Source organism: Photobacterium sp. (assembly GCF_057456235.1).
In genome coordinates this window covers 253062-265863 of the sequence record NZ_JBVCPH010000004.1, presented here as the reverse complement: position 1 = coordinate 265863, position 12802 = coordinate 253062, and the positions used below count along the sequence as shown (strand labels likewise).

Sequence of the window (12802 nt, the reverse complement as noted above, 5' to 3'; positions counted from 1 at the left end):
GCAAGTGCACCTTGAGCAGTTCTCCGTAATGAGAATGGCCAAGGTTCTTGCTGTATCGCGTAGTGGGTTTTACTACTGGCTAAAGCATCGTCATGAAATTAGTCAAAGGGATAGAGCACCTACGCTGCGTGACATAACGGTCAAAAAGGCGTTCGAAGCTAGCAAAGGTAGTGACGGTGCAAGACGTATCCAGGTAGAACTGGTAGAGCAAGGGAACAAGCACAACCTTAAGACGATATCAGACATCATGAAAAGGCAGAGTCTGGTTGCAAAAGCTGCGCGTAAATTTAAGGTTACAACAGATAGTAAACATTCCTTACCCGTTGCGCCTAACCTTCTGGAACAAGATTTTACTGCTGATGCACCGAATCAGAAATGGGCTGGCGATATCACCTACTTGATGACAAGTGAGGGCTGGCTTTATCTTGTTCGGCGATTTACCGCAAGATGAACGAAAATAATTTTCCTCAATCGATAAGTTTAGGAGATAGGGCTGTCGCCTGGGTGGAGAGTGAGGTAGATGAGCGGATGGAAGGGTTAGTAATTAATCGTTGATTGGTTTGTACTTATGTTTACTGATTGAATTACTACCATCCTATCCATCACAGGGGAATATTTTAGTCAAAGTAAGCTGTCAATTGATGCGCTTCTGGTTGTTCTTTTAGCAGTTTTTGGTCTTGTGTAACCCCCATACGTCGTAAGTAATAACTTACTAAAGCTCCTCGAGTTGTTATTTCCAACTCCTTGTTTTTCATAGCGTAGTCGTCGGCAACCACAACTTGCTGTTGTTCAGATAAGTAAGGGTTAGGTGTAATAGTTAACTTAACGTGATGATTCCAATCATCATCATGTTCTCGCGTCTTAGATGACCTATCCATTAAATCAGGCTCGTTTCTAAAGCGGCTTAATACAAAATCTCGAAACTCATTTTTATCTTCACAAAATGCTCTTACATGCCATCTGATGCCATCATAAACCAAGCTGTGGGGGGCAATTACTCTACCTCGAACCTCAGGTGTAGAGAGCGATACGTAGTCAATATCTACGCGAAGGTTAGCCCTTGCTGCTGCGATTAATCCTCGAACGATTTTTGGTGATATAGCCCTTTCAGGGACGTTCAATACGGTCGACTGAGCTTCCCCCCAATTAAAGAACTCAAAGGTCTCTTCTTGGTTATATTGCTGATGAAGCATGAGCAGGTACTCATGAGCAGTCCCTTGAGTAAACAGAGGTTTAAAGTTGTCTGCTGGCCTGTAGCCTTTAATTGTCCGATCCAGTATCAATTGACCTTGGTCAGTCAAGCTAATGTACTTGTTGATATCTCTAGAAGCTTGTTGTCGCCCTATGTGAAAAGCATCACATAGATGATTTGTCGTCAGTCGTCCCTCCCACAGAGCGATGATTTCAATTAGTCGAAATCGTACTTGTTGGTCCCATTTGATATCTGCTTGACTCATGTTCGTGCTCATAAATGTTACATGTTTATGTATACAGTATATACATGTACTAAATAAGTACATATATTTATTGTGGATATTGAGAAGGGCGAATCAGAGTCAGGAATCATTACTGTGAGATAGTCGATGGTATTGCAGGTTGTAACCTGATTTAGTTGCCACAAATTCAACCTGGTTGATTTTCAATCAAGGAAACAACAAAACTCGAGATAAATACGATGATGTATGCCGGATTGACCAAAGTTATCGCAATAAATTCCTATCAGAAAAACAAGATGTTTTCAGAGTATTCTTTTGACGCTCCCACTCAGATAACTGGCGGTAACGGAGAAGGCAAAACATCATTATTAAGGCTCATTCCGTTCTTTTATGGAGCGACTGGCACGCAGATCGTCAGGAAATCGAATGTAAATAAGCCCTTCGCAGAATGGTACTTACCACACAGTAATAGTTATATTGTTTTCGAGTACATTACCGCTCGTGGTCAAGTTGCTCATGTCATTTGTTATCGAAACCTCAGTACTAAAGGTGGCATTGTTTACCTTTTCGTTAAAGGTCAGTTTGAACAATCAGTGCTCATTAAACAAGACAGCGAAGAAAAGCCTTACGCTATCGGCTGTACAAAGTTGGCCGCGGAGCTGACTGCTAACGGTTTGGATTATGAGTCTCGTATTACTAGTGTCAAAGAGTACCGCGAAATTATCCAAAACATTAATGCAGGAACTTTGAATAATCAGTTCCTAAGCTACTCTTTGTGCTCTGGTCGTCATGATGTCCGTCACATTGAAAAAATCACTGCAGCATTGATTCAGGGTGAATTCAATATGGCCGACACCAAGGCGCTTTTCCTTGATATTCTTGAGCAAGGTAATAGCACACTAGAATTTGGTGTGGATTCGAACAGAATTGAACAATGGTGTGATGACTACAACGGTCTAACAGCTTTCCTAGAAAAAAAAGACGCATTCATTGAAGCTATTGCGAACAATAAGCAGATCGCCTATCTAACCACTCAGCTCGAAAATGCCTTAATAATCATTCGTAAAGCGTCTAAAATCCTTGATGAGTCCCTTAAAAAAAACGACCTGATGCGCGCAGGCTTTCTTGAGAATAGTGACAGGCAGATTGGCGAAATTAATGAAGAAAAGCTCGATAAAGAGGTTCGACAGAATTCCCTTCAACGCTCTATTGGAAGTCTTGATTCTGAAATCGACGTACACCACCGGAAGCTTATAACATACGAAAATAATGGTTACCCAGAGCTGTCGATTAAGCTTAAGCAACTTCCAGAAATGGAAGACAAGGTGGCACATCAAAGACAGAGTTATGCCGATCTTGAAACCAAGGTAAATGATGCTAAAGCAAAGTATGAGAAAGACAAACAAAGCCTTGATAGTAAGTTCAATAAAGAAAAGTCTGATCTAACAGAGCAAAAACTTGATGCCGAAAAAGAGTTCAAGGTAAAGCTAGACAAGATAGACGCTGTGTATCAACCACAGTTAAAGGAACTGAGCCAATCTCATACAAGTTTCACTACTGATAAATCTGCGACTCTAATGGAACGTAAGGCTAATCTCGCCACTCAAAAACAGCGACTAAAAAACCCAGATATTGATGAGCTTCTTATTGAACAGAGAGAACAGTTGGAGTCTGAGAAAGACAGATTGCAAGAGCAAATAGACACGTTGAAACACACGACACTTGCGACCGAGAAGGAAGGTGCCAACTTACAAACTAAACGTGAAAAGCTACTTGAAGGATTAGAGGAAACTCGTCGTAACAAGCGCGATGCCGAAGCCAGGTTCAAAGTAGTCAGTAACCGATTAGACCCTGACTCAGGAACATTGTTCTCGTTCCTTGAAGCTAATCGAGAGGGATGGCAAAGCTCTCCACTTGGCCGTGTGCTTACTGATGACCTTTTGATGGATACGACACTTACACCATCAATGACTGAAGATTCAGGTTCTATGTTTGACTTGTACATCGATACGAGCAACCTAGCTGATAGTACTGTAACTAACAAAGCTGATGTCGAAGAGCAAGCTAGTTTGATGGACCTTATTGGTGAGCTTGACGACGCAGAGATCGATTTTAATAAGCAAATTTTGAAAAATGATTCTGCTATTAAACAGTCAGCTATTGAGTTGTCACGACTTCGCAATGAGCTTCGAAACACTGAGAGTGACCTAACACAAACTAAGGTTAACCTTAAAAATAAGAAAATCGAGATTGTTCGTGCAAAAGAAAGCTTAATTGAAAAAATTAATATAAGCATCAAATCAATCGAGAAAACTATAGTCTTGATTGAGCAGGAAATTTCAGTAACGGCCCAACGTTTTGAAGACGCAAAATTAGAGCTGAACAACGACAGGCTTACTCAAATTGGCAATATTGAGTCATCACTCGCTTTCACGCTCGACGCTATCGACGAACTACTTAAAAAAAATACTCTTATGTTAGGCGAGAACAAACAGCGCATCGAAATGGAGTACGATCAGCGCTTGAGTGAGCAAGGTATTAGCGGTGAAATCTATCAGAGCTACAAAGAAGAAATTGAATTTCTTGATAATGAGATCAAAAGCTTAAAAGCAAATTCTCATAAGATCAAAGAATACGAGACATGGATTGCTGTTTATGAAGTGGATGACCCTAAGAGACGTCACGATCGTAATACTAAGGCAAAAGAGCTTGAAACGGTGCACCAAGAAGTTCGATCTTTTGAAACTAAACTGAAAGAGCTGAGAGCCGAAGCTAATCGAACCAAAAAAGAGTTTGATGAAAAGCTCTCTATCTTGAGAAACCACAAGCAGCGTGCTGACAGCGCTATTTCTCGCCTAGCTAGCTACGTGATGTATGAGGACGAAGAAGGGAACCAAGAGGCGCTCGATTATAACGGCGACTTAAACTCACTATTGAGTGATGTGGAGAGCAAACTCCCAGAGTTAGAGAGGCTTACTAAGCAACGTAAAAAAGATATACAACAGATGGAGTCTATCACTCTTGGTCTTGGGGACGGGGAGCTGTATCGTTTCTGGAATGAAAGCAGCCGAAACACCATTACAGAGGATATTGTTGCTAGTGACTCTAAGCGAATAGATATTCTTGAAATAATCATGAATGACATTATTCCTCAAGTGACCAGTATAACAATTGAAAGTGCGGTCAACATGGGTCGTATGCTCGTCGACTTCAAGCATCGACTTCTGGGCTTCGATCGCGATATTAAGAAACTTGGTCGTAATATATCTGAACAAGTAAAGGCCAATAACACGTTCTCGGTGGTTGGTTCTATTGACATTAACGTGGAGAGTTCACTTTCCAAACTACAAGGTTGGCAAGACATTATTAACTTCTCTGAGATTTACGAAGAGTGGGATAAAACTGGATCAGCGGAGCTACCAACCAAAGAGTTCTACAATGCTTTAGATACACTGACTTACCATATCAGTGCCGAGAAAGTTAAGAAGCCAACTGAGCTGTTTGACATCAAGTTCGAAGTCATCGAGAACAACCAGCGTAAAACCGCCAAAACAGATAAAGATATGCGTGATTTGGCCAGTAATGGCACGAACTTGCTTATTCAATCCATGTTGTATTTAGCACTACTTACGCAACAACGCGGAGGAAGTCGACTATCAATAACTTACCCAACCGATGAGATTGGTAAGCTGACGGCGGAGAACCAAGCCAAACTGCTTAAAATGATGGGGGCACACAACTTCAATGTTATTGCGGCTCAACCAGATGGCAATAACCGTACAGCCAATTTATTTAAGTACCTGTACCACCTAACGCCTTACAAGAATATTTTCAACAGACCTAAAGTAAGTAAACTCGCGTTAGCCAAAGCCGCTGAAACTAGCTCAGGAGTAGAAGCATGAAGCCTGTATCACAAGTCCTAGAGTCTCTACTTAGTGGTAGCTTTATCTGCCCAGCAACCGATCGTGAAGCCTACAAGACGCTTAAAGAGGACCGTACACGCCGAGAAATTAATCAAGCGTTGACTCTTATGAGCCGTGAGCTCCAGTGCACGAGCCGAACCAGTGCCTATTATGTCACCTATAAGAGTATCGACGACCACAATCGTCGTCAGGTGACCGCGTTGATGAGTAATGTACACGGTATCATTCGACCTGTAGTTAAGTTCGTGGCGACAGTCAGTGAGGCTGCTCAAGTGGAAGCGGTGATGGTTGGTGGTGATGAGTTAAGTGTGCCTGTACTGAGTGCACAAATCCAATCGTCTCCTAGCTTGATGGATAAACTCGATAGTATTTATCGACTCCCGAAAGTTAGTCGAAAAAAAGTTCGTGACAGTGCAACTGAAAAACTCAATGTAGTCGTCGAATTCTTGGTTAAAGAAGGGGTGGCTCATTTAGTAAATAAAGAGCGCCAACTCTATGTGATGACAGGAAAATTAGACTTTGTTTACGAGGTGCTTGATTTCATCGATACGCATGAAAAGATTGTTGAGACAGTTAACAAAGCAAACGAGAACCAAGGGGAGTTTGGCTTTTGATGAGTTCTCAAAGCAATGGGAAACATGGTGGTGTTAACCACATGCTTCGCTTAATCAGCCAAGCAAAGGACACATTAACTCATGTTTTTGAAAATGGCACGATACGTGAAACTCATGAGAACGCCAACGACCTACGTAAATTAAAAGAAGCCCGTGTTGTTATCGTGACAAGCCGGGGCTACCGTGTGCACCCTAAGATGGAAGCACTGATGAACTATTTCCTTGAGACGGAAGCTAGTTCATTTCTAGGGACTCAACACGCTGAGCGCATTCCAGAAATTCAGATCCTTGCACAAGAATACCTGGAAGCTAAATTAAATGGCAAAAGAGAACAAGAGGCTGATAGGTTTAATAGCCTTGAAGGTGTCGTTTATGAAATCACAATGGATTTGCAAGAATCTTGTCGTCGCCTAAGAAACCGTATCAGTTATGACTTTGGTTATGGTCATACGCTAGTCCAGAAACAAAAAGAGAACCAAGTCGCTATAGAGCAAGCTGAAAAGCTTGTTAGTGGCATGAAAGCTTTCTCTTTTAAGTTGTTGAGTGAAACGGCTGGAGATAACTCAGAGCTCAACACCTTGTTGTGCACTGAAATGCACAATGCTGTTCGTAGTTGCCAACAAGAGCTCGGTTCTATCCTAATTCAACTTCGAGCTTTGATGCTGAAGTATCGTAACCGAGAGCGTGATAAGGACCTGATCAACGCCTTTGATCGGTTCATTGATCAAGAGCCACACTGGACACCAGGTGAAGATTTGATTTTGCCAGATGAGGTAGTAAAGCATGATGGCATACCTACATTTTGGCTTTCAGAACCGATTGAATTTGCGCATCATCCAAATCCTGATGATATGGACCAAGAGCCGGAATTGGCCGATATTGTTGAGAAAATTACGGTACAACCTGTCGAACCAGAAGAGCTTCCGGCTGTTGAAGAAGCTGAGCGCCGAGAATTGACACTTGATGTTGAAATACAAGAGCTGATTGAAGCGGACATTGATTCACATTGCGATACCTTTTTTGCTGAAGCCTTTATGGGGAAGGGGAAAACCAACATTTCCGCCTTGGAATATTATGAGCAAATCAATGGTGACTTACCGGAAGATCTTGATCAGCTCACTTGTGCTAAAGATGTGTGGCTATTTAGTGTGCTTAACTTCCATAGTTCAATGCTTCCCGAAGATAGCAAAGGCTTTATCGTCGAACCTATCGGGTCTTATACCTATTTAGCAAAAGGTAGCAATATCGGTTACGGCAACCTTCACTTAGAAGATGTGTCTATAGCGAGGAAACTGTGAGTAGAATTATTGATGATATGACGGGTAGTGATTTAAATCGGCTCAAACAGCTCTTTTCTCCAGCGAAGGTTAAAGAAGGTGCGAATGTAGTGCTAAGTGGCGTTTTTGAGATTTTCCACCGCGACTTTAGTATTGGAATCGCCAGCGGTGAGAAGCTACAGCTGACGCCTAGAGATATACGTCAAATTAGGAAAGTAATTAAAGAACAATCAGGTTTTGATCTTTTAACTGATTCTATCCCGAATTCTCGAATGGAGATGGCTCAGTACTTTCCAAATGAGAAGCTAAGTTCAAGACCTGTCAAAGGCAAGGTCATTAAAATTTATGGGCTTTTATCCACGAACATAAATAATAAAACATATGACTTAGAAGAGGGTATGAACATTGAGATAGATCTAAATCATCTGAAGAGCATTGAACACAGCCAAGTTGTGATTGTTGAAAACTATGAAGCGTTTTCTAAGTTTAGATTGGTACAAAATGACATTGGACCTAACCCTCTTATCGTCTACCGAGGAGATAAGGACTGCGGGGTAATATCAAAAGAAATTGCATTGGCTTTTCCATATATTGAACTTATAGCTTGGTTTGACACAGATCCTAAAGGTATTTCTTTAGCTTTATCATCGGGAGCCACTTATATGCTGCTTCCCAATTTATCAATAGAGACTCTTAAAGAACATGGACGATCGATTCTATTTGCGGACCAATACCAAAACTGGGGTCGAGTCTCAGAACTTATCCCTCCTAAGTTAGAGTTATTAATGTCTAAAGTAGAAAAAGGGATAACCCAAGAATCGATAATGGCAAACAAAATAGCCGTAAGATTACATCAAATTGAGTTACGTGATTGATCTGGCTGCCTTACGATAGCTAACAACAGTCATAACCAGCTAGATTTCAATCACAGTAAGTTCTACTTTCTTGCTCAGCTATCGCTATATGAAATCCATCCATATATCATGGATTAACAAAGATTGTGGTCCGCCAACGTATTGCGGAAAACTACACCCCAGGCTTAGGAAACAAAACGGATGTTTGGCAACAGCTATTTGAGCAAGCAGCTAATGTTGATACGAACAAAACTAGTGACTTAGAGCCGTACTGGTTTACTCCTAACGGGAAAGCACAAATTGAGCGAATTGTACCGACTTACCCAATGAGTAAAGAAGTTGCAAAATATGCAGAAGTAAAAAAAATACTTGTGCTCTATCGCTTAGCATTTGGACAGCCGAGACAGCAAGAACTTTTAGAAAGTTTTACGGCCTGCGATATAGAAAGCGAAGATTTTAATCGAGTTAAAGACTCTTTAATTATCGACCTTGCTCCTCTGAATGCCATCTAATCAATCACCACCAGCAAAAGCTGGTGGTGATTACTATTTTTAATCAAATTGAGAATAGTCAGAACAGACTTTTATGTGCGTGAATTTATAATAGGAAATCTGCAGATTCGTATGTTCTAGCTCTGGGTTTTGAATAAATCAATCAAATAATTACTGACTTGATGTCAGTTTCAAATTAGTATGTATCATCAACAATTTTATTTTTAGTTGATTGATATTTATCAATAAATGCACGTGGAGCAGTGATGGCTAAATCTGAAGTTGGTGAAAATGGAATTCAAAGTAATTTTTATTTTTTAGCGTCACATGATCCCATCTTCCTGCAACTAGCGCAAAGTGCTGAACGCGCTTTCTCTAGTGATCCTAATACCACATTAGTTAAGCTGCGCCAGTTTGCCGAAGCAATCGCACAAGATCTAGCGATGCGCTGTAGCATTGAATTTGACGATAAAACTAATCAAGCAGATCTCCTATTTCGAATTAACCGTGAACTACGCCTCGAGTCTCAAATCATCAGCCTGTTCCATGGTCTGCGTAAAGCGGGTAACCAAGCGGTACATCAATTCAAAACCGAACATAAACCAGCATTAGCTGGCCTTCGTGTCGCTCGTGATATTGCTATCTGGTACCACAGAGCTTTTGGCAAGCAAGGCGTCGATTTCAAAGTGGGTGAGTTTGTTATCCCTCAAGACCCTAGTAAGCAATTAACTGAGCTACAAACTCAAATACAACAGCTTAAAAGCCAATTGCTCGAAAATAACGAACAACTAGAATCTAATCAGCAGCTAACTTCTCTGCTTGAACAAGAAAAAGAAGAGTTCGCGGTACTTGCAGAGCAGATGGATGCCGAGGCGAGAGAACTGGCTGTTCAGGCAAAATCGCATGAGCAGGCACTTGCGAAACAAAAAGATGAATTTGATAACAAGCTTACAAAGCTTCAAAAGCAGTTAGCCGAGCAAACAGAGGAAACACTCAAAGCGATTAAAGCGCAGCGCAAAGATGTAAATAAGCGCACCAATACCGCCAGTAGTCGCATTACTCTTAATGAAGAACTTACTCGCATCCTCATCGATCAACAGCTTATCGATGCTGGCTGGGATGCTGATTCAGACGTTTTAGATTATCGAAAAGGGGTAAGACCGGAAAAAGGTAAAAACCTCGCAATTGCTGAATGGCCAACTAAGCATCAAGAAAAAAGTGGGCGCGCTGATTATGTGCTGTTTTGTGGTTTAACTCCTATCGCCGTGGTTGAAGCTAAGCAAGAAAACACCAATGTTGCAGGCAAAGTCTCTCAAGCAGAGCGTTACTCCAAAGGTTACAAGCTCATTTCATCTCAAAAAGGTGCATGGGAGTTGGAAAGCAGAACCATAGCTTGGGCTGATGAGGAAGAGGGGCATTACCACATTCCATTTGTCTACTCTTGCAATGGGCGACCGTTTAATAAACAGCTAGCTGAGCTTTCAGGTACGTGGTTCCGTGATACCCGTAAAGCAAGCAATGCCAAAAGGCCCTTGCAACAATTCCATTCCCCTGATGGTCTCATCGACAAATTAAAGCGCAGTAGATACGAAGCAGAAAAGTTGCTTCAGCAAGAGGGCTTCGATTACTTAGGCCTGCGTGATTATCAGCAAAAAGCGATTGTGGCGGTAGAATCTGCCCTAGAGGAAGATAAAACCCAATGCCTGCTGGCGATGGCAACAGGTACCGGTAAAACCCGAACCATTATCGGCTTGATGTACCGATTTCTTAAGGCGGAACGCTTTAAACGTATCTTGTTCTTAGTCGACAGAACCGCGCTAGGCAATCAAGCCTGCGATTCTTTCGATGAAGCAAAACTTGAACAGAACAAAACGTTATCCTCTATCTACAATATTGCCGAATTAGGTGATATGAGCAGTGAAGCGGAAACCCGTATTCAAGTTGCTACCGTACAAGCGATGGTGAAGCGGATCTATATGTCTGATACGCCCCCAGCACTTGATGAGTTTGACTGCATTATTGTCGATGAGGCGCATAGGGGCTATGCACTCGATCAGCAGATGACAGAAGGAGAACTTGCTCACCGTGACGCGAGCCAGTACCTCTCAAGCTATCGCCGTGTACTCGAGTACTTCGATGCCGTTCGCATAGGCCTTACGGCCACTCCTGCCAAGCACACCAGTGAGATTTTCGGTAAACCGGTCTATACCTATACTTATCGCGAAGCGGTAGCGGAAGATTGGCTCATCGATCATGAACCGCCTATTCGCTATGAAACGCTACTCAGCAAAAATGGCATTAAGTTTGAGAAAGGCGAAACCGTATCCGCGATTAATACTCAAACCGGAGAGGTTGAATCAGCCGACTTAGAAGATGAGCTTAAATTCGATGTCGAATCTTTTAATCGCCGCGTTATAACCAAAGGGTTTAATGATGTTATCTGCGACCAGCTTGTTAATGAGCTTGACCCGTTTGGTGATGAAAAAACGCTAATATTCTGCACCACAGATCTGCATGCCGATATGGTTAAAACCGCGCTAGATAGTGCCTTTAACAAGATCTACGGTGACGATTACAATCAGGCTGCCGTTGCAAAAATTACCGGGAAAAGCGATAAGGTCGATCAACTCATTCGTCAATATAAAAACGAGCGCTACCCCAATATTGCCGTGACGGTCGATTTACTTACTACTGGTATCGATGTTCCTAAAATCTGCCACCTAGTGTTCTTGCGTCGCGTTAAGTCGCGCATTTTGTACGAGCAGATGATGGGCCGAGCAACACGTCGCTGTGACGAAATAGGTAAGACAGTCTTTAAAATCTACGATCCGGTTGATCTCTACAGTGCACTTGAAGCCGTCAACACCATGAAGCCGATTGTCAAAGATCCTAATATCACCTTAGAGCAGCTGGTGGATGAGATCAGCGATGATACCTACTTAGAGCAAGCTTTAGAGACTCCTGGTGAGCAGGCAGGTACAACCCACGCAAATGACGTGCTGAATCAGCTGACTCAAAAAGTCATGCGAGTGATGCGTAAAGCCGTAAAAAAAGCAGAGAACAAGCCAGCGCTAAGAACCAAGTTAGATCAACTGGAGGGAATATGGGGCGTTGCACCAGACAAACTCCACCAGCACCTTCATCAAATCGGGCCGAAACAAGCTGCGCAATTTTTCAAGCAGCATCAAGGCTTAATCAATCAACTCGCGGAGGTCCGTTTTCTCGCGGGAAGCGACAAGATGCCGGTTATCTATGAAGGTCAAGATGAGTTTCTCGGCCGTGAGCAAACTTATGGTGTACATGAAAAACCAGCGGATTACTTGGATAGCTTCAATCAGTTTATCAGACAGAATATCAACCAATCGGCAGCATTGTCGGTTGTCGTGAATCGCCCGAAAGATCTCACTCGCGAACAACTCAAAGAAGTGAAACTATTGCTCGATGAAGCCGGTTACAACGAAGCCCATCTTAAAAGCGCATGGCGCAAGAATACCAACCAAGATATCGCCGCCAGTATTATCGGTTATATCAGACAAGCCGCCATCAATGAGGCATTAGTGCCGTTTGAGCAGCGTGTCGCCAACGCAATGCAGCGCATTTACAGTGAGCATAATTGGAATCCTAATCAACGTAAGTGGTTAGCACGTCTGGCTAAGCAGTTGGTCCATGAGGCGGTGATCGACAAGTCTTTCGTTAACCAACGCTTCGCCGATCATGGTGGGGCTAAACGCTTTAACAGTGTGCTTGATGACCAACTTGATACCATACTCGATGAACTGAATGAGTACCTTTGGCAAGCGGGTTAGTGAGTAATTAAAGGGCTTTCTATCGCGGTTTTGTTGTCATGCAGAGTGGTTGATGGTTTTCTATGCAAAAGAACCGCAATACGTTTAGAAAACCAAATTACAACATATCGCCCAATGCGTATAATACTCGCATCTACCTGAGCCTGAACGACTTGAGACTCGAGTTGTTAAGCGGCATCTTTAGTTACCTATACGGCAAATATTAATCTGGTTGTGCACGATCTCGGTATCAGCCGCATTACGGTAATCCATCAAGCAACTAAGTAGCCAAGCTAGAAGCTAGAGCAATGGGTTACATATGGCTTTCTCACGAAAGTAAAAATAGACAGTATATTGACGACATTAACCAGTCACGGCTGGCATTATTTGCAGTAAATGAACGTTTACCCGCTTCGTTGTGA

Annotated in this window: 8 protein-coding genes and 1 pseudogene; 8 read left to right on the top strand and 1 reads right to left on the bottom strand. The window is 42.4% G+C overall.

Annotated features, from left to right (window positions below):
* Together AC2204_RS07005 and AC2204_RS07000 are read left to right on the top strand one after the other, a co-directional pair.
* A pseudogene (locus AC2204_RS07005) lies at window positions 1-427 on the top strand (IS3 family transposase); the annotation flags it as partial.
* Window positions 415-555 (top strand): AlpA family phage regulatory protein, encoded by a 141-nt coding sequence (locus AC2204_RS07000; RefSeq protein WP_318924786.1) that lies wholly within the window; start codon window positions 415-417, stop codon window positions 553-555. The pseudogene AC2204_RS07005 and the gene AC2204_RS07000, both read left to right, overlap by 13 nt.
* A gap of 62 nt (window positions 556-617) precedes the next feature.
* Here the strand turns inward: AC2204_RS07000 and AC2204_RS06995 are convergent, their stop codons facing one another.
* The gene (locus tag AC2204_RS06995; RefSeq protein WP_318924779.1) at window positions 618-1457 is read right to left on the bottom strand and encodes a BrxR family helix-turn-helix transcriptional regulator; all 840 of its coding nucleotides are present in this window, start codon (window positions 1455-1457) and stop codon (window positions 618-620) included.
* Between the two features lie 218 nt (window positions 1458-1675).
* On the opposite strand from AC2204_RS06995, the gene AC2204_RS06990 reads away from it, so the two are divergent.
* The 6 genes from AC2204_RS06990 (at window position 1676) to hsdR (ending at window position 12401) form a co-directional block, all read left to right on the top strand.
* Window positions 1676-5338, top strand: coding sequence for an ATP-binding protein (locus AC2204_RS06990; RefSeq protein ID WP_318924778.1), 3663 nt, complete (start codon window positions 1676-1678; stop codon window positions 5336-5338).
* Complete coding sequence (locus tag AC2204_RS06985) at window positions 5335-5973, top strand: hypothetical protein (protein WP_318924777.1); 639 nt, start codon at window positions 5335-5337, stop codon at window positions 5971-5973. Before AC2204_RS06990 ends, AC2204_RS06985 begins: the two co-directional genes overlap by 4 nt.
* Complete coding sequence (locus tag AC2204_RS06980) at window positions 5973-7271, top strand: hypothetical protein (RefSeq protein WP_318924785.1); 1299 nt, start codon at window positions 5973-5975, stop codon at window positions 7269-7271. Before AC2204_RS06985 ends, AC2204_RS06980 begins: the two co-directional genes overlap by 1 nt.
* Window positions 7268-8125, top strand: coding sequence for a DUF7281 domain-containing protein (locus AC2204_RS06975; protein ID WP_318924776.1), 858 nt, complete (start codon window positions 7268-7270; stop codon window positions 8123-8125). Before AC2204_RS06980 ends, AC2204_RS06975 begins: the two co-directional genes overlap by 4 nt.
* Window positions 8126-8250: 125 nt before the next feature.
* The gene (locus tag AC2204_RS06970) at window positions 8251-8616 is read left to right on the top strand and encodes a hypothetical protein (RefSeq protein ID WP_318924775.1); all 366 of its coding nucleotides are present in this window, start codon (window positions 8251-8253) and stop codon (window positions 8614-8616) included.
* A 245-nt stretch (window positions 8617-8861) separates the two neighbouring features.
* On the top strand, window positions 8862-12401 hold the full coding sequence (gene hsdR, locus AC2204_RS06965) for a type I restriction-modification system endonuclease (RefSeq protein WP_318924774.1): 3540 nt from the start codon (window positions 8862-8864) through the stop codon (window positions 12399-12401).
* Window positions 12402-12802 lie beyond the last annotated feature (401 nt).